This window comes from Acidobacterium sp. FHG110202_01 (genome assembly GCF_059115305.1).
In genome coordinates this window covers 173,350-195,486 of sequence record NZ_JBZYWJ010000008.1, presented here as the reverse complement: position 1 = coordinate 195,486, position 22,137 = coordinate 173,350, and the positions used below count along the sequence as shown (strand labels likewise).

Here is a 22,137-nt window from a genome sequence, read left to right as displayed (position 1 = left end):
TGCACAGGGTATGCATCTGAACCTGCGCAAGCTTGCACTGACGGGTCAGGGATTTGTGATTCATGGTTGATGAAGATTCGAGGAAATTTCACTTCCCATTTACCGTTTGGTGAGCTTTTCTCGCGAGCATAATGCCTGTCCCCTGGATTCCTTTAGTGAGCGAGGCTTATGCCGTTTACCCTGAATGGATTTGGCACACACTTGTATGGAGCCCGTGACTTTCGACCCGATGGCTCTTATGTAACGACGGATTGGATTGTTCTCGCCTATATCCTATCGTCCCCCTGCGCAGCATGAGGATCAGCCATTCGGGCAACTCGATGTATCTTGGCGTTTACAACCGCTCGCACTATTACGTTCTGGAGAAGACAAAACCCAACCTCACGCAGGTACTCTGTGTCTATGGATGGTTTGCAGCGATCGCACTCTCGATCGCTGCATCCAGCGTATTCAAGCAACCGGTTCTGCTCCTGGACATTCCGCTGATGTTTATAGTGCCGTTCTATTTAAGAAACAGGGCCCGCAAGCAGATGAGCGTGGCGAACGAACGCATGGCTGCCGGAATGTCTGACAAAACGATCGGCTGAGTTCGTTTCCACAAAACTAAACAGCATCGCCCATCATGCGGCAGTGGTCCCGCTTCCATTGATTGACTTCATGTAGTTGGGAATACATCCTCGCCCATTTCCGCTCCGAAGATTGTGACGCCCGTCACATACAGACACTCCTCATAACAATTAGTGATTACGCAGGGGATAGGAGCGCACGAATGGTCCTCCCAACTGGGGAATCGGTAGTAGAGGCATGTCAACGGCGGGGCATCTCGCGGCGGCAGTTCCTGGAATTCTGTGGGGCGATGGCAGCCACGCTGGCATTGCCGTCAAGCTACGCGGAAGCCATCGCTGATGCGCTGGGTGATAAGAGGAAGCCGGTCCTGGTGTGGCTGGAGTTTCAGGACTGCGCGGGCAACACGGAATCGATGCTTCGTTCCACGCATCCATCCGTGGAAGACGTAGTTCTCGAAACGCTTTCGTGGGAATATCACGAAACCATCATGGCCGGATACGGCAAGGCTGCCGAGGGCGCTCTGAACCGCGTCGTCCGCGAGGAAAAAGGCAAGTACCTGGTTGTGGTCGAAGGCGCGATTCCCACAGCGGACGATGGCGTGTACTGCACCATTGGCGGACGAACAGCGCTCGATATTGCCCGCGAGGTCTGCACTAACGCTGCTGCCACCATTGCTGTCGGAGCATGCGCGTGGGATGGAGGCCTGGTCAAGTCCAACCCCAATCCCACAGGAGCAGTTGGCTTGCAGGAAGCCGTGCCTGGAATCAGGGTGGTCAACCTGGGAGGCTGTCCGCACAACTCGGCAAACACAGCGGCAGTGCTGGTGCATTATCTGACTTTCGGCGAGATGCCTGCGCTCGATCCCTACAACCGTCCGCTGTTTGCTTACGGACAAATCATCCATGACCAGTGCGAGCGCCGCGCCCACTACGACGCTGGACGCTATGTGCAGGCATGGGGTGATGAAGGCCATCGCAAAGGCTGGTGCCTTTACAAGATGGGCTGCAAGGGCCCCGAAGCAACCTACAACTGCCCGACTGTCCGCTGGAATGATTCCACCAGCTGGCCGGTCAAGGCCGGTCATGGCTGCATTGCCTGCGCTTCGCCTCGTTTCTGGGACACGAAGTCGCCGTTCTATGAACGTCTTCCTCATCCGGCTGGATTCGGCGTGGACGTTACCGTCGGCGAAATCGGCTGGACCATCGTGGGAGCTGTTGCCGCAGCCACCGCTGCGCACGGAGTCGGCCACCTGATTCGCAACCGCATTCATCCGCCGGACGAAGAAACCCCGGAGGCAAAGAAGGAAGAGGCTGTTTCTACGGAGGAAAAATAAGTGGCGCGCGTTGTGATTGATCCGGTGACCCGCATCGAAGGCCATCTCCGCATTGAAGCGGAGGTGAATGGCCGCGAAGTCACAGATGCATGGAGCTCGGGAACCATGTTCCGCGGCATCGAGCTGATTCTGCGCGGCCGCGACCCGCGCGAAGCATGGATATGGGCGCAGCGCATCTGCGGCGTCTGCACGACCGTACATGCTCTCGCTTCTGTGCGCGCGGTTGAGAATGCCCTGGGGATCGAAGTGCCGGACAATGCCCGCCTGGTGCGCAACCTGATCGCAGGATCACAAAATGTGCAGGATCACATCATTCACTTCTACCACCTGCATGCGCTGGACTGGGTTGATGTGACACTGGCGCTCAAGGCTGATCCGGCTAAGACTTCGCAGATCGCGCAGTCTATTTCCGACTGGCCGAAATCGAGCGCCACCTACTTCAAGGGCGTGCAGGACCGCGTGAAGGCGCTCGTTGCCAGCCATCAGCTCAGCCTGTTCAGCAGCGGCGACTGGGGACATCCCGCATACAGGCTGCCGCCGGAAGTAAACCTCCTTGCCGTAGCGCACTACATTGAAGCGCTCGATCTGCAGCGCGAATTCATTCGCATTCACGCTGTGCTGGGAGGCAAGAACCCGCATCCGCAGACCTATCTTGTCGGCGGCATGGCTACGTCAATCGATGCCAATGAGCCGGAAGCCGTTATCAACCCTGAGCGCATCACGCTGCTCAACCAGCTGGTTGCCATGGCCCAGACCTTTGTCAGTCAGGTATACCTACCCGATGTGCTGGCCGTCGCCGGGTTCTATCGCGACTGGTTCCAGTACGGAGAAGGGCTGGGGAATTTCCTGGCTTACGGAGATTATCCCAGCGGCAGCATCAAGGACACAGCAGGCTTTCTTCTTCCGCGCGGCATCCTTCTCAACCGCGATCTTTCTGCCGTGCACCCTCTCGATCCGAAAAATGTAACTGAATATGTGACACATTCCTGGTATGAGTATTCAGGCGGCGATCAGGCTGGCAAGCATCCCTCGCAGGGTGAGACGAAACCAAAATATTCCGGCCCGAAACCTCCTTACGAGTACCTGAAAACAGACGAGAAATACTCCTGGCTGAAGTCGCCGCGCTATGACGACAAGCCTATGGAAGTCGGTCCGCTGGCGAGAACGCTGGTGGCCTATGCCTCGGGCAATGAGCAGATCAAGAAGCTGGTAGATGGAACGCTTACAAAACTGAATCTACCGCCCGCGGCGCTCTTCTCCACCATGGGCCGCATTGCCGCTCGCGCGCTGGAAGCGCAATTTATGGTGGACCAGCTTTCCGCATGGGTGCGACAGCTGGACGACAACATGGCCCATGGAGATGTCCGCATCCACAACAATGAGAAGTGGGACCCGGACAGCTGGCCAAAGTCCTGCCAGGGATTTGGCCTGGAGGAAGCGCCGCGTGGTTCTCTCGGCCACTGGATCGAAATCGAAAACAAGAAGATCGCAAATTACCAGGCTGTGGTTCCTTCAACCTGGAATGCAGGTCCGCGCGATGCTCATGGACAAAGAGGAGCCTATGAAGCAGCGCTGCTGAAAACGCCGATCGCAGACCCGCAGCGGCCTCTCGAAGTTCTGCGTACTGTGCATTCCTTTGACCCTTGTCTGGCGTGTGCTGTTCATGTAGTGGACGCGACTGGCCGCTCGTACAGCCGCAGAACATTGGCTGTCTGAGAAGAGAATGCTATGGCGACGATCACGAAGACTCCTGAGGTGAAGAAGTCCGCGACAGGCAGCGTTGAGATCGTGCCCATCTATGTGTGGCAGTGGCCGGTACGCATTGCCCACTGGATGATGGTGCTGTCGCTAACGGTCCTCACGATTACCGGCTTCTATATGCACGATCCATTCCTCGTCGCCACAGGTTCCAGAGCCTGGGTGATGGGCACAGCGCGTTTTGTGCATGAGCTGTTTGGATTCGTCCTGATCGCGGTCGTGCTCCTGCGGCTCTACTGGTTCTTCGCCGGGAACAAATGGTCGCACTGGCGCGCATGGATTCCGCTCAAGCGGGAGCAATGGCGCAGCATGTACAGCATGGTTCTCTACTACACTTACCGGCGCCGCGAGCCATTTCCTGAGATTGGGCATAACTCACTCGCGACCACCTCTTATCTCGGCATTGGATTTCTCCTGGTTGTAGAGTGCATCACTGGCCTTGTTCTCTACAGCGTCGTGAGCGGCGGCCACTTTGTGACATTGCTGGTGGGCTGGATACCGCGCCTCATAGATATTCAATACATCCGCGCCATTCACTACTTCGTGATGTTCATCTTTATGGCGTTCGTGATCCACCACATCTACAGCGCCGTGCTCGTTTCGATGGAGCAAAAGAACGGCCTGATGGAGAGCATCTTCACCGGCTGGAAATTTGTTTCAAGAGAACTGGTCGATCAGGAATCATCCGAGACCGGCAAAGAGAAGACGCGATGATGAAAATCGCTGTCCTTGGTCTCGGCAACCAAATGCTGACCGATGATGGCATCGGCATATCCGCCATGCACCTGCTGGTTGCCGACAAGCGCCTTAGTCCCGACATTCGGATGATCGAAGGCGGCACGCTTGGTCTTGACCTGCTGCATTCCCTCAACGGAGTGACCCACCTGCTCGCGCTCGATGCTGTGGATACAGGCGCGTCTCCAGGCACGTTATCCAGATTTGCAGACTCTGAGCTAGCTGCTCTTCCCATCGCAAAGAGTGTGCACTTGCTCGGTTTTGCTGACCTTCTGGGCACAATGAAATTGCTGGGTGATGCGCCGGAACAGGTTGTGTTGCTGGGCGTCCAGCCCGAATCGATCGATTGGGGAGTCACTCTATCGCCCAGCGTACATGCAGCATTGGACGGCATTGTAGAGGCCGCCGTGGCTCAGGTGGTGGACTGGAAGAACCAGGCAGAGACAGAGCGGAATACAGAATTTCAGGGTCTGTGACGCCCGTCACAAACAAAATACAGGTGCCTCCTTTACTCTCCATTGCAACTGGGTTTGTCTTCCCAGCGCAGTAGCAGTTTCCCCAAGAAAGAAGCTCCTCGAGGACGACGATGAGACGATGGCTTGTCTGCGCGACGCTGCTGCTGATGATGACGGGCTTCCTATGGAAGGCCGGGCGAGTCGATGCAGGCGCCGGAATCCAGCAGGCGGCAACTTCGCCCGCTCCTGCCGCAACACCGCACCCAGGCTTTGCCGGCTCCGATGCCTGCGCGACCTGCCATCAGGAGCTTACAGATAAGTTTTCTGCCAATCCTCATACCAGGATGGCGCTGATGCACGGCGGCAAGGGAGTCACCTGCGAGAATTGCCATGGGCCGGGCCAGGCACACATCGACTCAGGCGGAGACGTCACCAAGATCTTCCGCTTCGCCAAGGCAACCTCAAAAGAAATCGATGACAAGTGCCTGGGCTGCCACGCCGCAGCACATCCCGATTTCGAGCGCTCTCCTCATGGCGAAGCCAAAGTAAGCTGCACGAGCTGCCACAGCGTGCATAAGTTTGAGAGCGAAGCAAGTCTTCTCAAGGTTTCGCAGCCGAAGCTCTGCTACACCTGCCACACTGATGTAAAGCCTGCCTTCGCTCAGCCTTTCCATCACAAAGTGGACGAAGGCCTGATGAGCTGCAGCGATTGTCATGATCCGCATGGCACTTTCCAGGACAAGCAGCTGAAGTCCACTGCCGATCAGAATGCCATCTGCACCAAGTGCCACTCAGAAACAGCAGGCCCCTTCGTATATGAGCATCCTGTGGTTAAAACCGAAGGCTGCACCTCGTGCCATTCACCCCATGGCTCGCCGAATGCGCGCCTGCTGAACGTCAGCAATATAAACACGCTCTGCCTGCAGTGCCATTCAGAGACGAACATGGGCGCCTTCCCGCATGCAGTGTCGCCAACTGGACCGGTTCACAATCAGGCGGCACAGTATGTGGCCTGCACCAACTGCCATACGCAAATTCATGGCTCAAACGCAAGCAATATCTACTTCAAGTGAGGACAGGTGAGCCATGATATCCATTTGTTCTCGGCACATTATCGAAGGCTTCAGCTTTTCCGCTCTGTTATTGATGAGCGGCATCGCGCTCGCGCAGGACACGAATCCTCCGAAGGAAACCATCAAGTATGGCTATGCGATTCACCAGACCATCGATCTGGGTGGGCATATCGCGGATTACTCGGGCAGCGGCGCAATGTATGACACGCTGGTCAATCTCCAGTCGGGCCCGCGCATTCTGAGCCAGACGCTGGAAATGCATGCCGTCCAGGGCTCGAAGCACACATTCTTCGACACGCTCTCGACTGCAAGCAGCGGCTACGGAGGCGACCCCAACAACTTCACTACCCTCCGCATGTCCAAAGGAAAGCTCTATGACTTTATGGGGCTCTTCCGGCGCGACCGGCAGTACTTTGATTACGATCTGTTCTCCAATCCATTGATCCCCGCTGGCGTAACTTCGAATGGCTACACTTTCCCGCAGGTCTTGAGCTCGCCGCATCTCTTCAACACGGTCAGGCGGATGACCGATGTGAACCTGACCCTGCTGCCGCTTTCGAAGGTCAGTTTTCGCGCCGGATATTCACAAAACATCAGTCAAGGACCAACCTACAGCTCTGTCCATTTCGGCACCGAAGCTCTGCTGCTGCAAAACTGGCGCAACAGCACGGATAACTGGATGGGAGCAGTCGACTGGAAGCCCTTCTCAAAAACCACGCTGACTTACGAAGAACACGTGACACACTACAAGGGAAATACGAACTGGCAGCTCACTGGGCTCAACCTGCAGCTTGCAAATGGCGCTCCTGTCACCATCGGCTTTGACAATGTCACAGCGCCCAGTTGCACCGGCGGCCCTGCCATTGCCAGCAACGCAACCACGCCGCCAACTGCAAATCCTACGTGCAACGGCTATCTTCAGTACTACCGGTACGCGCCAACCCGCACACTCTTCCCTACCGAGATGTTCCGCTTTCAGAGTTCCGATATCAAAAATATCCAGATCAATGGCCGCGTTCACTACACCGGCGCCAGCATGAACCTGCCGGATTACCTCGAATACTTCAACGGCAGCGAAAGCAGAACGCGCCTGCGCGCATCGACAACCACCGGATTTTCCAAGGGACAGCGCATCAATGTCTCCGCTGATCTCGGCATCGTATGGAAAGTCTCGGACAAAATCAGCCTGTCTGAACAATACGACTTCTGGAACTTCCGCCAGCCAGCAGACAACACTCTGTCCGAAGTAGACCAGGCCGGCACCTCCATGCTGAACGCTCCGGGAGCACCGTCGGAACCTGATATCACCTCAACGCACAACAATCTCAGCATGAAGACAGAAACCAATATGCTGACAGCCGCATGGGAAGTCTCACCAAAGGCCAGCATCTCTCTCGGCTATCGCTACCGCTCCCGCGATATCGACCGCAGCATGCCTCTGGCAACTGATGCTTTGGAGGATGGAACTGCCTACAAGCTCAGCATCCATGAGAACGGCGGAATTCTGGGAGTGGCTTTACGGCCCACGCCTCAATGGCGGATCAACGGAAGCGTGGAAGCTTCGTATGCCAACAGGACCTATACCCAGGTCAGCCCGCGAGCGCTGCAGCACTATCAGCTTCGCGCCAGTTACAAACCCAAGGATTGGGCGACGATCTCAGGCACCTTCAACGACCTTGAGCGGCGGAATAATGTTCTGCTCGTGAATCATCTGGACCATAGCCGAAGCGCCACCATCAGCGCCTCGCTCATGCCTAACGAACACTACGGGCTGGAGCTTAGCTATGGATATCTCGATGTCTTTTCCCGGACGTCTCTCCTCTGCTACACCGCTACACCGGCTCCTTCCGGAGCAGCGCCCGTTCCCACCGGAACAGGATGCGGCTCCAATACCTTGCTCGGCAACGGCTACTACGACGCTCCAACACAATATGGATCGATCGGCATCACGCTGGCTCCGGTAAAGAAATTTCACTCGAGCCTTGGCTATCGCATGAGTGCCGTCGATGGAACAACGGAATTCCTCAACCCACGACAGGCTCCCGGCTCGCTCCAGTCCCAGTTCCAGTCTCCCTATGCAAACGTCGCCTGGACTCTTGCTCGCGGATGGATCTGGAAGGCGGACTGGAACTACTACAGCTACGGAGAAGGCTCACCCATCGGACCAACCTTGCCACGCAGTTTCCGTGGTAATGTCTATACGCTCGGTATGCACTATGAATTCTGACTCACAAAGGAGATTCGATAATGAAGACGATTTTCAGAACGGCCGCAATTCCGCTCATTGCAGCTTCTGCTTCTTTTCCCGCGCTCGCGCAAAACGAGGCTGCAGACCTCTATAAGACGAAATGCGCCATGTGCCATGCCGCCGATGGATCGGGCAGCACACCGGCAGGAAAATCGATGAAGGCCCTGCCCTTCAACTCACCCGACATCGTCAAGGCATCGGACGCCGATCTTATCGCCGCCACAAAGAATGGCAAAGGCAAAATGCCCGCGTATTCCGGAAAGCTGACAGATGCGCAAATCAAGGATCTCGTCGTCTACATCCGCACTTTGCAGAAGAAATAAGCTATGACGCCACTGGGACGATTCAGGGAAAACTGGCTCCAGCCGCTTGTCTTCCTCGGGAACAATCCGCTGAGCCTGCTTGGCGGCGCTCTTACGACAGCGTCGGCTCTTGTCCTGATTGGATTCTGGGTAATCGATGTCTTCGGCCACGGTGGCCCATCGAATCCTTATGTCGGCATCATCATTGATCTCTGTCTGCCTGCTCTGTTCATCCTTGGACTGGTCCTTATCCCTATTGGCATCTGGCTCAGGCGGCGCCGTCTCCGTGTTGCCGGCCAGTTGCCTTCTGTTTATCCAAAGATTGATTTAAGCGATCCTGTCTTTCGTCATGCTGTCGACTTCGTGCTCATCGCGACCTTCATCAACTTCGTCATCGTAGGCACTGCGAGTTATCGCGGCGTCGCCTACATGGACACATCAAGCTTCTGCGGTCAGGCCTGTCACGTCATGGCTCCGGAATGGACTGCTTACCCTGTGTCATCTCACGCGCACGTCGCCTGCACCGAATGCCACATCGCTTCCGGAATTCCAGGCTTCATCCACGCCAAGGTCAATGGCACAAAACAGCTCTTTCAAGTTGTGTTTGATTCATACCCGCGTCCCATCATGGCGGAAAACAAAATTCCCGCAGCGCGTACCACTTGCCTGAACTGCCATAATCCGGAGAAGTACATCGGAGATCGTCTGCTGGTAAAAACCTCCTATGGCGACGATGAAAAGAACTCGGTCACGCATTCGCTCGTTCTGCTGCATATTGGCGGGCGCGATCAGTTCGGTCATCTGAGCGGGATTCATGGAGCGCACATGGGCCGCATCGAATACATCGCTACCGATACCGGCAACCAGACCATCCCCTGGGTTGGCAAAGTCAATGACAATGGCTCAACGACTGAGTATCTCTCAGCAGATGCCAAGGCGCCCGTTGCGGGTGAGAAGCGTCAGATGGATTGCCTCGATTGCCACAACCGCGCAGCTCACTCCTTCGACACGCCTGAAGATGCTCTCAACAAGGCAATGGGGAAAGGATCTCCTGATGCCTCGCTGCCTTTTGTGCATAAGCAGGGACTTGCCCTCATCAAGGCCAGCTATGCTTCGCAGTCAGAGGCCACATCACAGATCACCGCCGGCCTCGAAAAGTTCTACAGCTCGCAGTATCCGGACGTCTGGACACAGCAGCGCGCCAGGATCGACCAGGCCGCGCAGACCCTCGCCGGCATTTACAGCAAAAATGTCTTTCCCTTCATGAAGGTTACATGGGGAACGCATCCGAACAACATCGGCCACAATGCTTATCCTGGATGCTTCCGCTGCCACGACGGCAGCCACAATACAAAGGATGGCAAGAGCAGCATCAACAACGACTGTTCTGTCTGTCATAACCTGCTGGCAACTGACGAGGCCAACCCCAAACAGCTGGCTGATCTTGGTCTTCAATAAAACTCCCGCGCGTTGAGAACCTCCACGACTCCCCACAGCATCGCGCGGTCCTGCTCAGCGCGGTTGGTTTCGTTCGCAATAGAAGGCTCGGCGAAGCTCCGAAGAGCAACGACCGCATCATCGCCCGCTGCACGGCGTACCGCCCGCTTCAGTCGTTCACTGTATACCGCCGTCGCCCCATCCAGAATGTTCGACAGCGTAAATCCCGCAAACGATGCAGGCGGGCACGCTTCGAGTACCGATGCCGCGTCCCCTGCAACAAACTGGATATTTGCCCCCACTGCTTTCGGAGCGCTGATCTTTTCCCCAAGCAGCAGCGCATGGATATAGGGGTTGGAAGCGTTCGCGTGCCGCGCAAAACCCTGCTCCAGCCGCTTTCGCATCACCGTTCCAAACTGCGACGGTAAGCCCAGGAGAAACTGCGGCGAGTACACTGCGCGCAGCATGGCGCGGGACATCAGTACATCAAACCCAGATCGGAAACGCCATGTATCAAGATGCCGGCGCCAGAACGCCGGCTGTTTGCTTACATCTGAAAGCTCTAGAAATGCCTGCACCGTCTTTTCTCGCCAGCCGACCAGCGGCATGAAGGAACGCGCATAGCGCATCACACGCTCAGCATCGCCTGTTTCTACACGCCCACCATTCGCCCGGCGCTCGGCATATGCAAGCTGTACTGGATTGATATCGCAGGCAACAACTTCATGCTCGTTCGACAAAAGCATCGCCGTGTCTCCCGCAGAGGCAATCGAAAAGATTCTCCCCTTTCCCCGAAAGATCTCGCGCTCCACTTCCGCGTCTTCATACATTTGTCCAAACAGAAGTCTGCGCGGACCTCGTAATGAATCCAGGCGGCCCGCGTTCCATGCTGTGTCAGCATTCTCAGCATTCACGGTTGAGCTCCGGGAGCAGCGCCCGAAACCCATACCAGCACGAGAAAGGCAATATTCTTGATGACCATGCCTGCAGGATCGTGAATCCTCTGCCGTGCCCACATGAGCCCGTTTGCATTCAAAATAACCAGAAGCACGACCTGCGTTATCGCGCATGCGCCCGGCGCAACTCCCGACAGAGCCCAGAGTCCCAGTCCGGTTTCCACTATGCCGAGCAGTCTTAAAAATGCCCATCCAAATCGCGGCCCGAGCAACGGCACTGCTGCTACTACTTCTGCCTGGGATGGCAGCCGGCCGAGCACCTTGCACCACAACCCTTCATAGATCCATACGGCTGCGATCGCGCTTCGTATCACCACCAGCGGAGGGAACATGATCGCAATGCTGTTCACACCTTGTCTCCTCCACAGACACATTCCATCACAGGCATACCAGTTGTTTCCGCATCAACCGCAATCGCCTTGCGCATGCCATTGAGAATATGGCTATGGAGCTGGTGTAGCGCCAATCTTTCCATCGGACGCCACAGCCAGCGCGGATACAGGTAGGCCAGATAGTGAGTGGTCAACACAATCTCAGAGCCAGCGCCAAAGCGTCGGACCTGATAAGAACCGTTCCGTGCGACAACACAATCTTCGATCCCCAGATGCTGCTCCGTCACCTTAAACCGGATCATGTTCGGCATCTCAAAAGCAGTAATCCGTTTCACCAGGTTTCCATGCTTGTATCGGCACAGAATCCTCGCGCCCACTTTCGACTTGTCGCCATCCGTTCCTAGAGGACAAAGGAATAAGGAAAGAAGTAGAGGTGGCTTGCCCGGCACTTCTTCATAGAACTGAATTTGTCGCCAGACCACTTCCGGAGCAGCTTCACAATAAACCCGCGTTGCTACCGATTCATTTTCCGGCATGCCTCCGAAGACCAGGCTTGCAAACCTGCACCATCCTCGTATCATGCCTCGTGCCTGCGCGACAGACACAGGGGCCTCAGCACATGAGCCATTTGCCATGACACACACTCCATCTGAACCGAACCAGAAGCTCACTGTACTGGAGAGTGTTGCAATCTCCGTGTGATGTGGATCACACGCTGTGTTGTCGGATACAGGTGGGCATATGGTCAAGCGCAAGCGGAAAGCGATGACCAATTCACTTACGCTTGAGCGCTTCAAGCTCATCAAGTGTGCGCGGCCAGTCTGCGCCTAACAACCGCGACAGGCTGCGGTCAGCAAGAACTTTTCCGCCTGTCTGGCAATGCGCGCAATAGTTTGTTTCGTTGTCTGCATAGCGGATGCGCTGCACTTTTTCACCGCATCTCGGGCATGGCTCTCCATATCGCCCATGCACGGCCATGTCTTTTCGGAATGCAGTCACCTTCTCAGGGAATTCGGCATTCGCCTCTGCCTGCAGCCGGTCAATCCAGAGCTGTAAAGTATCGCGTGTTGCGGCAAATAGCCGCTCCCATTCATCAGGTTTCAACTTGTGCGTCAGCGTAATCGGAGAAAGCTGCGCCGCGTGCAGGATCTCGTCGGAATATGCGTTGCCGATGCCGCTCAAGATGCGAGGATCGGTAAGCGCGCGCTTCAGCGTCCGGTTCTCAGCAGTGAGTGCCGCGCGAAAAGCATCGAGATCGATCGAGAATACATCCACTCCGCCAGGGTCAACCGAATGCAAACCCTCTTCGCCGCTCAGAATGTGCAGTGAAGCGCGGCGCTTCGTTCCCGCCTCTGTCAGCACCAGCGACCCATTGGGAAAATCAAATGCCGCAAGATTGTTGCGCCCTGCCAGCTTTGCCTTCGGAGGCTTCCAGTGCAGCCGCCCGGCAATCATCAGGTGAAGCACGACCCAGAGATCGTTGTCGACGCCAATCGCAATGCGCTTGCCGACGCGCCGCAGCTCGCGCACCACGTGGCCTTCCACATCTGTGATGGAGGGCTTCACCGTCCGCAGCAGAAACGCGCTCCCTATCCGAACCTGCTCCAGCGGCTGGCCCACGATGCGCGGCTCCAACGCGCTGATGTATGCGGCAATGTCAGGCAGTTCCGGCACGGTATCAGCTTGCAGGCATCATCTGCGATTTTGCAAGCTCTGTTTATTTCTATGCGTAATCAAATAACGTCATGAAGCCGAAATCCATGTGCAGCTGCTGATGGCAATGGAAGAGCGTCATACCGGGATTGTTGGCGACGAAATCAATCTCCGCTTCCATGTAGCCGCCGAGCATCAGTACATCCTTCATCAGCCCGGACATCGGCTTGCTTCCATAGCTGGTCAGCTCAAAGGTGTGCCTGTGCAGATGAACAGGGTGAATGTCGTCGCTCGCGTTGCGCATCTTGATGCGGTATCTCTTACCCTGCGTAAGATGATGTGAAGGCGAAGCCATCATCTGCGTGTTGGGATAAGCCGCTCCGTTGATCGTCCAACGATTGAACCCCGCGTCAGCAGCATTGTTCTTTTCAAACAGCATCTCGAATGTTTCGTCGGAAGTCGGCGCAGCAGCGCCGGCTTTGGCGAAAGCCGAATAATCCCAGCGAAACTTCGGAGGCTTCACCCACTGCGGTTTGCCGCTGCGGTCAGCGTATTCCACAACGATGCCCATTCCGTGGCCGCGGTCATCATCTGCAAGATCGCCCAGTACCCACACTCCGGGATGATTCATCTCGACAATTGCCGAAATGCGCTCCGCAGTGCCGATCCAAAGAACAGGAACAGACGTGGGGTTCGGCACAGGATTGCCGTCCATCGCGACGACCTGGAATGTATGCCCGGGCAGCGCGAGGCTGCGAATCTCCGTTGCACTGCCGTTGAGCACATGGAACAGAACGCGTTCACCCTGTTTCACCTTGATCGGCTCGCCATGCCCGAGCATGCGCCCGTTGATAGTGAACGAACCATAACCCACTTCAAAACCGTGCGGCATTCCCTTCGCGAGCGAGACCTTCATCGCCGACTCGCCGCGCTCTTTCAGTTCTGGAACTTCTGTCGATGGCGAAAGAAAATCCTGCGCCATATCGCCGCCACGGCTGAAGGTCGGCTCAAATTCCTTCAGCACAAGAAATACTTCAAGGTCATAATTCCCCGGCTCGTGCGAGGGCTCGATGTAAACCGCCCCAACCTGCCCGCTGTACTGGCCCGCATTCAGATCTGCTCCGGCACGCGAGTGCGTGTGGTAAAAACGAAACCCTGCCGGACGCGGCATAAAAGTAATGCGGCGCTCACCATGCGGAGGAATAAACGGCGATCCTTCTTCCGCAGCACCGTCCACATCACTCGGAATCATCTGCCCGTGCCAGTGCAGCTGTTCCGGCGTGTCCGTGTCGTTATGCACGGCCACCGTGACCTGCTTGCCTTCCTTGAAGCGCAGCAGCGGTCCCGGAAACTGCCCGTTGTAAGTTGTGATCGAGATAACCTTGTCCGGCGAGATTTCTACCGGCGTGACCGCGATACGCAGCGTGTAGTCCGCAGGTCCACGTTGCTGAGCTTCAGGAGCAGAAGGCGGCGCTCCCACTCGCGAGCACCCCACTGGAAGAAGCGACGCCGCAGCCGCGGCGCCGGTCGCCTTGAGGAATGCCCTGCGCGAAAGCAGATCGCCCGCCATAATTACACGCGCGGCTCCCAGCCCTTTTCATAGGTGCGGGTGCGCAGCTTCGTAGCTTCCGCATCATTCAGAAACGCGCTCGTCGATGAGTTGAGCTTGAGCTCGCGCTGCACCTCCCAAGCAATATTCGACATGAGCAGGATGGCAACTGACACGCTGCCTTCTTCAATCGGAGAGTGAAGCTTCGCGCCTGTACGAATGCCTTCAATAAAGTTCCTGAAATGCGCCTGCGTCATCGAGTCGCTGCCGACAAGGTCCGAGCTAGAAGTCTTCCCCGTCTTCGGCACCTTATATTCATTGACCAGTTTTCCTTTCAGGTCGTGGACTTCATATCCATCGCGGTCCACAACCACCGTGCCTTCCGTGCCGTGAATCGCCGATCCTCGGTCGCGGTTGTAGAGAGGCATTCCATTGCACGACATGTTCTCCCACGAGAGCAGCTTGTCCTGATATTCAAAGCTCGTGACCAGCGTGTCGTAAAATTGCCAGTCGTCCTTGTCCTGGTAGCGTCCGCCCGAAGACGTGATGCGTTCAGGCCACTTCGCATCGAGCGCCCAGCGGCAGACATCCACTTCGTGCGTGCCGTTGTTCAGCGCTTCGCCAGTGCCGTAAATCTTGAACCAGTGCCAGTTGTATGGATGAATATTGTCCGTATACGGGCGGCGCGGCGCAGGCCCCTGCCACAGGTCCCAGTCGAGCGTCGAAGGAACAGGAATCGGCTTGCCATTTCCAATCGTCTTGCGTGTATTGCTGTACCAGGCCTTCGCGAAGTAAGCGCGGCCAATCAGTTGTCCGGAATGAATTTTCTCGATGATCTCGATCGTGTGCGGCGACGAGCGCTGCTGGTTGCCCATCTGCACCTTCTTGTTGTACTTCTTCTGCGCCTCGACAATCAGCTCGGTTTCATGCACATTATGGCTGCACGGCTTCTCGACGTAAACGTGCTTGTCCGCCTGCATGCCCAGAATTGCCATGGGCGTGTGCCAGTGGTCAGGAGCGGCAATGGTGATGGCGTCCACGTCCTTCGACTCCAGCGCCTTGCGGAAATCCTGATCACTCTTCGGAGTCGAGCCCATCATCTTTTCCGTCGCAGCCGAGAATTTCGAAAGAATCGTAGTGTCCACATCCGCCACATGCGTGATCTGCGCAGACTCGTGGTTGGCCGTCAGTCCGTCAAGATGAGCATAAGCCCGGCTATGCACGCCGATCACGGCAAAGTTCACGCGTTCATTCGAGCCGATGATCCGCGCATAACTCTTTGCGGTGTTGGCAATGGCTAATCCGGTAGTGGTGACTGCAAGTCCTTTGGCAAATTCGCGACGTGTGAGCATGATTCTCCTGTTGAAGAGCCATTTTAAATATAATTCGGGTGGTCAGTCCTCTTTTCCCGCCTTACGGTACAATTCATTGCCCGATCATCTCCAGCGAAGACCGCTGAGCTCCGCAGCATATGCTGCTGCGCCGTTGCATTTCCAGAAGAAAGAACGGTCAACACAAACAGAATGCAGAAACGAAGCATGGCAGAAAGTCTCCAGGCAAGACATGTACACCCTGCAAGCATGGGTTTTAGTTGACGATAAATATACTGACCAGTCAGACTGGTTAGTAGGATTTCTCAAACAATGCCAAAAACTCTCAAAAAATCGGCGCAGCCTATAGCGCGGGCCAGGAAAACCAGCCTGAAAGTAGCTGGGCTTCCGTGGCAGATTCAGACTGCTAAGGCCAGATTCAGCGAGGTATTTCGTCTTGCCCGAACCGAAGGGCCGCAACGCATCACGCGGCAGGGCAAGGAAAGTGTGGTCATGATTTCGGGTGAACAATACGAACAGCTCGTAAGATCGCGTCAGCCGAAAAGCCTGGTACAATTCTTTCGCGAATCGCCGCTCGTTGGAGTTGATCTCGATCTAGAGCGCAGCAAAGATGAAGGACGCGATATCAAACTATGAGCGGCTTCCTTCTTGATACGAACTGTATCTCGGAAGCCGTCAGTGTCAAACCGGAATCCCGTGTTCTCAAGTGGCTCGAAGCTGCCGATGAGGATGTTCTTTATCTCAGTGTTCTCACCCTCGGAGAGATTCGAAAGGGACTGGCGGGCTAGCCCCAAAGCAGACGACGCACTCAACTGGAAACGTGGCTGGAGATTGATCTGAAATCGCGCTTCGCGGGACGGATCCTGCCCATTGATGCTGCTGTAGCAGATCGATGGGGCGTACTGGCTGCGGATGCAAAACGAAAAGGAAAAACGCTGCCAACCACTGATGCATTATTGGCGGCAACTGCGCTCCATCACAACCTGACGCTCGTATCGCGCAACGTCAGCGATTTTCACTACACGCCAGTGACTGTACTCGATCCATGGGAGACATAGGCACTCAATCCAGCCGCACCAGGTAAGCCCCGCCCTCCTCAGGTTTTACCTCCTTCGCAATTTCCACGGCGCGCTGCTTGTCATCATTCATCGGACGGATGCGCACCCAGTGCCCGGTCGGCCCGGTAAATTCAATCACGTTCGCCGTCCGGTATTTGTGCTCAAGATGTTCTTCGAGCTTCAACGCTTCCTTCTCTTTGCTGAATGCTCCGATCTGCACACACCAGCGGCCGCCGTCTTCAATAGGCTTGGGCGCAGCAAACACTTCAACACGAACGCGCGCAGTGCCCGGTCTCCACACGCCCACTGCTTTCGCCGAAGCAACCGAGAGATCAATCACGCGGTCTTGCACAAATGGACCGCGGTCGGTAACACGCATCACCGCCGACTGCCTCGTCTCGAGATTGGTAACACGGATCAGCGATCCCATCGGCAGCGTGCGGTGCGCAGCCGACATTGCATTCTGATCGAAGATCTGTCCGTTCGCACCGCGCCGGTTGTGATACGGCGGCCCATACCAGCTGGCTGTTCCGGTTTCCGAATAGATCGCCTGGTGCGACGCGACAAACTCGGCATCCACTGTATCCGCCGAAACAACAGGCTCCGTTGCAGGCGGAGCAGGGCTCGTTGCAGGAGCAGGCGCGGTCGTAACCGTTCCCTGCTGCTGCGGCGGCGGAGCGCTCATCACCGGCGGAGGCGGCGGAGTATATTTCGCATTCTGTTTATGACTGCAGCCGGCCACGATAAGCAGAGCCGCAGAGCCCGTGATGAAGAAATACTTGCGCTCGAATCCAATCAATTGGCTATCTCCCTTCCAGGTGGTCAGCCAGCTTGCGCAGCTGCTCGGCTGCGGTGCGCAACGCTTCCGATGAATTCTGCCGCACCTTGGGTGCTACCTCGTCGTTCAGGTATGCAATCACCTTGCGCAGTTCTTCTTCGACGCGTGGAACAATGTTGCCAACATGCTCATCCACCTTGCGTCCAAAATCTTCAAACCGTCCACTGTCCGATTTCGTCTCATCAGCGGTCATGGCGCACACTCCTGCACTATTTAGTGTGCTTTCCGCGATTTCGATGGTCAATGATTTCAACGCATGGGGTGCCGAGGCCGTTACCTTTTTCAACAATACATTCCCGTCAGCGGCGGCAATCGTCCACAAAACCCCTTAAGCTAGTCACAGGGGAAATCGAAAATGCTTAGAATTCTTTTTGTCCTGCTGTTCGCGTTTCCCGCCGTTTCTGCTTTCACGCAACAATCACTGCTGCCCGCTGCTCCCAGCAGCAACTCCACGGCAACGGAGCAAGGGAAATGGGCCGGAGTTATCGAGCCTGGAGAAAGAACTCAGCTCACGGCAAAAGACAAGCTGATGTTTCCCATTCATGAAGAACTAACTCCCTCAAGCTGGTTCCCCACCTTTGCCGGCGCGGGACTGGGGCAACTGGTCAATAGCCACCCTGATTACGGCACGGATTCCGGCGCCTTCGGCCAGCGTCTAGGCGCCGCGGCCATCCGCGACTTGAGCATGCGCACATTTTCTGATGGCGTTCTCCCTGCTCTCTTTCACCAGGATCCGCGATATCTCCGCATGCACGACGGCCCCAAAGCGCAACGCGGGCTCTATGCCGTATCGCGCGTCCTCGTAGCGCGCAGCGATTCCGGCGCCAGCGAATTTAATTCCTCCGTGCTGCTGGGACACGGTATGGCCTCGGCCCTCACCATGGCCTACTATCCTGATAAAAGTGCGAAGGCATCTGTGGTCTTTGAAACGTTGGGGCTCTCTCTTTTAGGAGAAGCCGGCAGCAACCTCTGGTCAGAATTCTGGCCCGATGTGCGTGAGAGAGTCTTTCATCGCCATCACAATTCGCAACACTGAACTCCTGCCCTGCCCAAAAATCTCCGTTCGTGCGTCAAAGAAGTATGCGGTATTCCTGGCAGAGCGCGTCCGGCAGAGTGCAGACACTTCTTCTCCTGGCAGTCTGGATAAGCGTGCCGCTCCATGCGCAGGACGATCTCCCCAATGCGCCTTCTGCCAGCCTGGCTTCCACCGATGCTCCAGGACAAAGCTTTCCTCCCGCAGCACCTGAGCCACCGAAAGTATCCTACGCCACGCCGCCGCCGTTCCCATCGGCGCCGCCGGCATGTTCTTCCACGCAGTCGAAGGCAACCACTTCTCCCGGCATGAGCTGTGGTCCAACCTACGACCCGTTCCGGCGCTTTCTCAATTCCACCGAGCCTCACCCGATGACGCCGAAACAGAAGGCCATTCTTGCGGGAAGAGATGTCATCGATCCCTTCAACCTGCTCACCATCGGCGGGCTCTCGGCCATCTCCATTGCCACCGATTCTCATTCATCCTATGGTCCAGGCATTAACGGATGGGCCAAGCTCAGCGGCGTCTCGCTCACGCAGGACATGACCAACGAATTCTTCGGCACATTCCTCATCCCCTCCATCATGCACCAGGACCCGCACTATCACCGCATGCCCAACGCATCGTATCCGCGCCGCATCGCGCACTGCATTTATCAGGTGGTGTGGACACAGGGTGACGACGGCAAAGGAATGTTCAACTACGCCAACGTCATTGGCGGAGCGATCGAGGAAGGCATCAGCGACGCCTATGTTCCCTATCGCGAAACCGGATGGAGCGCCGCCTCGCAGCGTTACGGCATCGCCTTGGCGACTGACCCGATCGGCAACTTCATCACTGAATTTGTTCCCGACCTGGCCCGCCACGTAAACATCCGCGTCGTCTTCGTGCAGCGCATCATCAACCAGGTAGCAAGAGAAGAAGGCCAGTAAGGCTCCGTAACTGGCACGCAGCTCTTCATTCATCACGCAGCAGAATCACGGGATCGACCGCAAGGGCGCGCCGCGCAGGAATCCAGGCTGCAACCAGGCCCATAACCAGCATCGTCACAATGACCCCGCCGAGCACAATCGGGTCCCTCGGCGTGGCTTGATACACGATGGAAGAGAGCACGCGCGTCGCAAGTACACCGAGTATCATGCCCGCCACCGAGCCAATCGCCAGCAGCCGGAAAGCCCGTCCCAGCGCAGCGCCCAGCACCTTGCCCTGGCTCGCACCCAGCGCGACTCGGATTCCCAGCTCGCGCATGCGTTTGCTCACCGCATATGAAGCCATGCCGAAAATTCCCGTGACAGCAAGCATCGCTCCTAACAGCCCCAGCACACCTAAAGCCACAGTAGCCACACGGGCAGCGAACAAGGCAGAGTCCAGCTCATTGTTCCAGGTCTTGATCTCGAGCGGCAGTGCAGGATCGAGGCTGTGCATTGACTGCTGCAGCGCAGCAGCGATCTCTTGTGCGTCACGCTGCGACCGGACAATGATCCACGTATTGTGGTTGGGGTGCTGAAGGAAGGAGAAAAACATCGCCGGCTTGGGATCCTCCGTCAGCGTTTCGTACTTTCCATCTTCGACTACTCCTACGACTTCCACCCGCGTCCCGCCCCAGATCTTGAAATGACCACCGACCGCCTTATCGATCGATCCGAGAACCTTGCGAGCAAATTCACGATTGACAACAGCGACCAGCGCAGCCTTGTTCTCATCGTGCAACGTCAGGCTTCGCCCGGCAAAGATTGTCGTCCCTGCGGCTCGGAAGTAATCTGGCGAAACATTGAACTGTTGCGCGTCAGCTACAGCATTCGTAGGCCGGAAATCCGTAGTGCTGTCGATAAAAACGTCCGAGTCGTTGCCGCTGAGACTCAGCTGTAGCCGATCGGCATAACCCACGGCAGTAACACCGGGTATGGCTGCGGCAGCATCAAGCATACGCCGTTGCATCTGTGTGATCCGATCTCCGTCATATCCGGCCATATGCAGGTCGGTCTTGACCAGCACTGCTCCCTGAGGCTGAAAACCATAATCACTTTCCAGCGACCGCGCCAGGCCGCGCACCGCAACCAGCGATGCCGTAACCAGAACAGCGCAGATGGCGATCTGCAGAGCCAGCAATACATCCCGCAGAGTAATGTGGCGGAAGCTGCCAACGCCCGAAGAGCCGGAGCGGATAATCTGCCAGGGATCGGCTTTCAGCACCTGGCGAACTGGAACCAGCCCAAAGAGAAACCCGCTGATCACGGCAAGCAGCAGCGCCAGAGCATATGTCCGGGCATCGGGATTGACCGGCACATTGATTGGAAAGTCCGGGATGGGCCGCCATGTGCTCAGCACGCGCAGAATCGCAACCGCGCCCGCCATGCCGCAGACTCCTCCAGCCAGAGAGATCAGACCGGCTTCTGTAAAGAGCTGCCGAAGGATCAGTTGCCGCCGCGATCCAAGTGCCAGGCGCACGGCAATCTCACGCGAGCGGTCAGCCGCGCGCGCGGCAAAGAGACTGCCGAGGTTGGCGCATGCCGCCAGCAGGATGAGTCCCGCCAGTAGCATCAATCCGGCCATAAAGGCGCGCGCAGGTTGCCCGAGCGTGTCTCCTACAAGCCCAGGCCGCGCCAGCTTGAGCTTCATGCCATCATCTTCTTTGGGATACGACTTCGCCAGCGAAGCAGCAATAGTGTTCAGGTCTGAGGTCGCCGCGGCCGGCGTCACTCCGGGCTTCAAATGGCCGAAAACCCACATGGAATGGCTGCCGCGCTGCTCCAGCGGATCCCATCCTCCCATCTGCGGCATATCTACGAGAGGTGCCCACAGGTCAGGCGCGAAGAAGAGCTCGGTGCCGCGGAAGTCCGGCGGCGCAACGCCCACAACTGTGTAGGGATGCTTGTTAATCTGCACTATGCGCCCCACCGCCGCGGGATCGCTGTTGAAGTGACCATGCCAGTAGGCATAGCTCAGAACGATATAGGGAACGCTGTTCTTGCCATGCTCGTCAGAAGCATGGATGAAGCGGCCGAGATAAGGCTGAATGCCGAGCGAATCAAAGTAATTGCCACTTACCATGTACGGCCAGACAACAGAGGGGTTGCCGCTCCCGGTATCAAGTCCGACGCCGCCCATGATGTAACACGACATCAGGGAATCGAAGCTGTGGTTTCGTTCTCGCAGATCGAGATAATCGGGATATGACTGGGAAGGAGTAGTCCCCGATCCATAATTCCGTTCCAGCATGAAAAGGCTCTCGGCGTGCGGCACATTGAGCGGCCGCAGCACCAGCGCGTTCAGCACGCTGAAGACGATAGCATTGGCGCCGATCGCCAGCGCCAGCGTGAGCACCGCTGTCAAGGCAAATCCCGGAGCTTTGCGCAACTGGCGCAGCGCCAGTCGTAAATCGGCGTTCATGCTTCCCCTTTTTGCAGGAAAGAGTGGACCTGTTCTTCCCTCACGCATTCAGACTTGTCTCAGATATACGCTTGCCCGGGAGCTGCGGT

23 protein-coding genes are annotated in these 22,137 nt (G+C 56.6%); 14 read left to right on the top strand and 9 right to left on the bottom strand.

All coding sequences use genetic code 11. The annotated features are described in order from the left end of the window. Positions 1-293: 293 nt before the first annotated feature. The 9 genes from AC5S16_RS17545 (at position 294) to AC5S16_RS17505 (ending at position 9,929) form a co-directional block, all read left to right on the top strand. Entirely contained in the window at positions 294-587 is a 294-nt protein-coding gene (locus AC5S16_RS17545) for a hypothetical protein (RefSeq protein ID WP_493931401.1), read from the top strand. A 182-nt stretch (positions 588-769) separates the two neighbouring features. Then, on the top strand, positions 770-1,900 hold the full coding sequence (locus tag AC5S16_RS17540; RefSeq protein ID WP_493931400.1) for a hydrogenase small subunit: 1,131 nt from the start codon (positions 770-772) through the stop codon (positions 1,898-1,900). Continuing rightward, positions 1,901-3,616 (top strand): nickel-dependent hydrogenase large subunit, encoded by a 1,716-nt coding sequence (locus tag AC5S16_RS17535; RefSeq protein ID WP_493931399.1) that lies wholly within the window; start codon positions 1,901-1,903, stop codon positions 3,614-3,616. 12 nt (positions 3,617-3,628) lie between these two features. Next, positions 3,629-4,372, top strand: a complete 744-nt coding sequence (cybH, locus tag AC5S16_RS17530; protein WP_493931398.1) for a Ni/Fe-hydrogenase, b-type cytochrome subunit — start codon at positions 3,629-3,631, stop codon at positions 4,370-4,372. Beyond that, a complete protein-coding gene (locus tag AC5S16_RS17525) occupies positions 4,369-4,869 on the top strand; it encodes a HyaD/HybD family hydrogenase maturation endopeptidase (protein WP_493931397.1) in 501 nt (166 codons plus the stop codon). The genes cybH and AC5S16_RS17525 overlap by 4 nt, the downstream gene beginning before the upstream one ends. Positions 4,870-4,979: 110 nt before the next feature. Then, positions 4,980-5,921, top strand: a complete 942-nt coding sequence (locus AC5S16_RS17520; RefSeq protein WP_493931396.1) for a DmsE family decaheme c-type cytochrome — start codon at positions 4,980-4,982, stop codon at positions 5,919-5,921. Positions 5,922-5,934: 13 nt separating this feature from the next. Further along, the gene (locus AC5S16_RS17515; protein ID WP_493931395.1) at positions 5,935-8,148 is read left to right on the top strand and encodes a hypothetical protein; all 2,214 of its coding nucleotides are present in this window, start codon (positions 5,935-5,937) and stop codon (positions 8,146-8,148) included. Positions 8,149-8,168: 20 nt separating this feature from the next. Then, positions 8,169-8,492 carry a c-type cytochrome gene (locus AC5S16_RS17510; RefSeq protein ID WP_493931394.1) on the top strand — a complete coding sequence of 108 codons (324 nt, stop codon included), beginning with the start codon at positions 8,169-8,171 and terminating at the stop codon, positions 8,490-8,492. Positions 8,493-8,495: 3 nt separating this feature from the next. Further along, complete coding sequence (locus tag AC5S16_RS17505; RefSeq protein WP_493931393.1) at positions 8,496-9,929, top strand: NapC/NirT family cytochrome c; 1,434 nt, start codon at positions 8,496-8,498, stop codon at positions 9,927-9,929. Here the strand turns inward: AC5S16_RS17505 and AC5S16_RS17500 are convergent. From AC5S16_RS17500 to AC5S16_RS17475, 6 genes are all read right to left on the bottom strand, one after another. Next, a complete protein-coding gene (locus tag AC5S16_RS17500) occupies positions 9,923-10,822 on the bottom strand; it encodes a BtaA family protein (RefSeq protein ID WP_493931392.1) in 900 nt (299 codons plus the stop codon). The two genes, AC5S16_RS17505 and AC5S16_RS17500, sit on opposite strands and share 7 nt — an antisense overlap. Continuing rightward, positions 10,819-11,214, bottom strand: a complete 396-nt coding sequence (locus AC5S16_RS17495; protein WP_493931391.1) for a DoxX-like family protein — start codon at positions 11,212-11,214, stop codon at positions 10,819-10,821. The genes AC5S16_RS17500 and AC5S16_RS17495 overlap by 4 nt, the downstream gene beginning before the upstream one ends. Further along, positions 11,211-11,732, bottom strand: a complete 522-nt coding sequence (locus tag AC5S16_RS17490) for a hypothetical protein (protein ID WP_493931390.1) — start codon at positions 11,730-11,732, stop codon at positions 11,211-11,213. The genes AC5S16_RS17495 and AC5S16_RS17490 overlap by 4 nt, the downstream gene beginning before the upstream one ends. Before the next feature lie 238 nt (positions 11,733-11,970). Continuing rightward, positions 11,971-12,870, bottom strand: a complete 900-nt coding sequence (locus tag AC5S16_RS17485) for an Fpg/Nei family DNA glycosylase (protein WP_493931389.1) — start codon at positions 12,868-12,870, stop codon at positions 11,971-11,973. Between the two features lie 49 nt (positions 12,871-12,919). After that, positions 12,920-14,419 carry a multicopper oxidase family protein gene (locus AC5S16_RS17480; protein WP_493931388.1) on the bottom strand — a complete coding sequence of 500 codons (1,500 nt, stop codon included), beginning with the start codon at positions 14,417-14,419 and terminating at the stop codon, positions 12,920-12,922. 2 nt (positions 14,420-14,421) lie between these two features. Continuing rightward, positions 14,422-15,750 (bottom strand): Gfo/Idh/MocA family protein, encoded by a 1,329-nt coding sequence (locus AC5S16_RS17475; RefSeq protein ID WP_493931387.1) that lies wholly within the window; start codon positions 15,748-15,750, stop codon positions 14,422-14,424. Between the two features lie 291 nt (positions 15,751-16,041). Here AC5S16_RS17475 and AC5S16_RS17470 point away from each other — a divergent pair, with 291 nt between their 5' ends. Genes AC5S16_RS17470 through AC5S16_RS17460 form a run of 3 tightly spaced genes read left to right on the top strand, consistent with a single transcriptional unit; the run spans position 16,042 to position 16,787 of the window. After that, positions 16,042-16,365 carry a type II toxin-antitoxin system prevent-host-death family antitoxin gene (locus AC5S16_RS17470; protein ID WP_493931386.1) on the top strand — a complete coding sequence of 108 codons (324 nt, stop codon included), beginning with the start codon at positions 16,042-16,044 and terminating at the stop codon, positions 16,363-16,365. Next, positions 16,362-16,517: a hypothetical protein gene (locus AC5S16_RS17465; protein WP_493931385.1), complete on the top strand. Its 156-nt coding sequence runs from the start codon at positions 16,362-16,364 to the stop codon at positions 16,515-16,517. Before AC5S16_RS17470 ends, AC5S16_RS17465 begins: the two co-directional genes overlap by 4 nt. A 24-nt stretch (positions 16,518-16,541) precedes the next feature. Then, positions 16,542-16,787 (top strand): PIN domain-containing protein, encoded by a 246-nt coding sequence (locus tag AC5S16_RS17460; protein WP_493931483.1) that lies wholly within the window; start codon positions 16,542-16,544, stop codon positions 16,785-16,787. Between the two features lie 4 nt (positions 16,788-16,791). On the opposite strand, the gene AC5S16_RS17455 is transcribed toward AC5S16_RS17460, so the two are convergent. Next, positions 16,792-17,586, bottom strand: a complete 795-nt coding sequence (locus AC5S16_RS17455; RefSeq protein WP_493931384.1) for a septal ring lytic transglycosylase RlpA family protein — start codon at positions 17,584-17,586, stop codon at positions 16,792-16,794. Between the two features lie 4 nt (positions 17,587-17,590). Then, positions 17,591-17,818, bottom strand: a complete 228-nt coding sequence (locus AC5S16_RS17450) for a hypothetical protein (protein WP_493931383.1) — start codon at positions 17,816-17,818, stop codon at positions 17,591-17,593. Positions 17,819-17,980: 162 nt separating this feature from the next. On the opposite strand from AC5S16_RS17450, the gene AC5S16_RS17445 reads away from it, so the two are divergent. Both AC5S16_RS17445 and AC5S16_RS17440 read left to right on the top strand, forming a co-directional pair. Further along, entirely contained in the window at positions 17,981-18,661 is a 681-nt protein-coding gene (locus AC5S16_RS17445) for a hypothetical protein (RefSeq protein ID WP_493931382.1), read from the top strand. A gap of 77 nt (positions 18,662-18,738) precedes the next feature. Beyond that, positions 18,739-19,590 (top strand): hypothetical protein, encoded by an 852-nt coding sequence (locus tag AC5S16_RS17440; protein ID WP_493931381.1) that lies wholly within the window; start codon positions 18,739-18,741, stop codon positions 19,588-19,590. 25 nt (positions 19,591-19,615) lie between these two features. Here AC5S16_RS17440 and AC5S16_RS17435 read toward each other — a convergent pair whose 3' ends face one another. Beyond that, positions 19,616-22,048, bottom strand: a complete 2,433-nt coding sequence (locus tag AC5S16_RS17435) for an ABC transporter permease (RefSeq protein ID WP_493931380.1) — start codon at positions 22,046-22,048, stop codon at positions 19,616-19,618. Positions 22,049-22,137: the final 89 nt, after the last annotated feature.

What these genes read in the sequence shown, in the direction of transcription:
- AC5S16_RS17520 (WP_493931396.1), top strand. Translation starts at nt 4,980, where the DNA reads ATGAGACGATGGCTTGTCTGCGCGACGCTGCTGCTGATGATGACGGGC.
- AC5S16_RS17490 (WP_493931390.1), bottom strand. Translation starts at nt 11,732, where the DNA reads ATGCCGGAAAATGAATCGGTAGCAACGCGGGTTTATTGTGAAGCTGCT.
- cybH (WP_493931398.1), top strand. Translation starts at nt 3,629, where the DNA reads ATGGCGACGATCACGAAGACTCCTGAGGTGAAGAAGTCCGCGACAGGC.
- AC5S16_RS17525 (WP_493931397.1), top strand. Translation starts at nt 4,369, where the DNA reads ATGATGAAAATCGCTGTCCTTGGTCTCGGCAACCAAATGCTGACCGAT.
- AC5S16_RS17505 (WP_493931393.1), top strand. Translation starts at nt 8,496, where the DNA reads ATGACGCCACTGGGACGATTCAGGGAAAACTGGCTCCAGCCGCTTGTC.
- AC5S16_RS17470 (WP_493931386.1), top strand. Translation starts at nt 16,042, where the DNA reads ATGCCAAAAACTCTCAAAAAATCGGCGCAGCCTATAGCGCGGGCCAGG.
- AC5S16_RS17540 (WP_493931400.1), top strand. Translation starts at nt 770, where the DNA reads ATGGTCCTCCCAACTGGGGAATCGGTAGTAGAGGCATGTCAACGGCGG.
- AC5S16_RS17510 (WP_493931394.1), top strand. Translation starts at nt 8,169, where the DNA reads ATGAAGACGATTTTCAGAACGGCCGCAATTCCGCTCATTGCAGCTTCT.
- AC5S16_RS17515 (WP_493931395.1), top strand. Translation starts at nt 5,935, where the DNA reads ATGATATCCATTTGTTCTCGGCACATTATCGAAGGCTTCAGCTTTTCC.
- AC5S16_RS17480 (WP_493931388.1), bottom strand. Translation starts at nt 14,419, where the DNA reads ATGGCGGGCGATCTGCTTTCGCGCAGGGCATTCCTCAAGGCGACCGGC.
- AC5S16_RS17450 (WP_493931383.1), bottom strand. Translation starts at nt 17,818, where the DNA reads ATGACCGCTGATGAGACGAAATCGGACAGTGGACGGTTTGAAGATTTT.
- AC5S16_RS17475 (WP_493931387.1), bottom strand. Translation starts at nt 15,750, where the DNA reads ATGCTCACACGTCGCGAATTTGCCAAAGGACTTGCAGTCACCACTACC.
- AC5S16_RS17465 (WP_493931385.1), top strand. Translation starts at nt 16,362, where the DNA reads ATGAGCGGCTTCCTTCTTGATACGAACTGTATCTCGGAAGCCGTCAGT.
- AC5S16_RS17545 (WP_493931401.1), top strand. Translation starts at nt 294, where the DNA reads ATGAGGATCAGCCATTCGGGCAACTCGATGTATCTTGGCGTTTACAAC.
- AC5S16_RS17445 (WP_493931382.1), top strand. Translation starts at nt 17,981, where the DNA reads ATGCTTAGAATTCTTTTTGTCCTGCTGTTCGCGTTTCCCGCCGTTTCT.
- AC5S16_RS17435 (WP_493931380.1), bottom strand. Translation starts at nt 22,048, where the DNA reads ATGAACGCCGATTTACGACTGGCGCTGCGCCAGTTGCGCAAAGCTCCG.